The sequence below is a fragment of the Lentzea roselyniae genome (assembly GCF_039537795.1).
GTDB lineage: Bacteria > Actinomycetota > Actinomycetes > Mycobacteriales > Pseudonocardiaceae > Lentzea > Lentzea atacamensis.
Map to the genome: position 1 here is coordinate 1 of NZ_BAABBE010000129.1, position 931 is coordinate 931.

At 65.6% G+C, this 931-nt stretch carries 1 protein-coding gene; it reads left to right on the top strand.

The features are described 5' to 3' along the window. Window positions 1–48: 48 nt before the first annotated feature. A partial coding sequence (locus tag ABFX45_RS46175; RefSeq protein WP_428834314.1) for an IS256 family transposase occupies window positions 49–931 on the top strand: 883 nt, incomplete at its 3' end.

Genomic DNA, 931 nt, shown 5'->3' on the forward strand with positions numbered 1-931 from the left:
GGGACTGTAAAACGAGCGGTGTAACTCCCGATCATGGAAGTGCACCTGATGACCGACATGATGTCCGGCGTGGAGAACGCCGAGAACTCGAAGCCCGCGACCGGCCTGGACGGCCTGGACGAGCAGCTCGTCGCGCAACTGCTGAGTAACGCCAAGGTCAGCGGGCTGAAGCTGACCGGTGAGGGCGGGATGCTGCAGCAGCTGACCAAGCTGGTGCTGGAGTCCGCGCTCGAGGGTGAGATCACCGATCACCTCGGCTATGACAAGCACGACCCGGCCGGCCGCGGGACCGGCAACTCGCGTAACGGCACGCGGTCCAAGACCGTGCTGACCGACGTGGGCCCGGTTGAGATCGACGTGCCGCGTGACCGGGACGCGAGCTTCGAGCCCAAGATCGTCGCGAAGCGGCAGAGGCGCCTGGGCGGCGTGGACGAGATGGTGATCTCGTTGGCCGCCAAGGGTTTGACCACCGGCGAGATCTCCGCGCATCTGGCAGAGGTCTATGGCGCCGAGGTGTCACGGCAGACCATCTCCACGATCACCGACAAGGTGATCGAGGGCATGGTCGAATGGCAGAACCGGCCGCTCGATGCGGTGTACCCGGTGATCTTCATCGACGCTATCCACGTCAAGATCCGGGACGGTCAGGTCGCCAACCGGCCGATCTACGTCGCGCTCGCGGTCACCTGCGAAGGACGGCGCGACATCCTCGGGTTGTGGGCCGGCGACGGCGGCGAGGGCGCCAAATACTGGTTGCACGTTCTGACCGAGCTCAAGAACCGGGGCGTGGCCGACGTGCTCATGGTGGTGTGCGATGGGCTGACCGGCTTGCCGGACGCGATCACCACCGTCTGGCCGCAGACGATCACCCAGACCTGCGTGGTCCACTTGCTGCGCAACAGTTTCCGCTACGCGGGCCGTCAGCACTGGG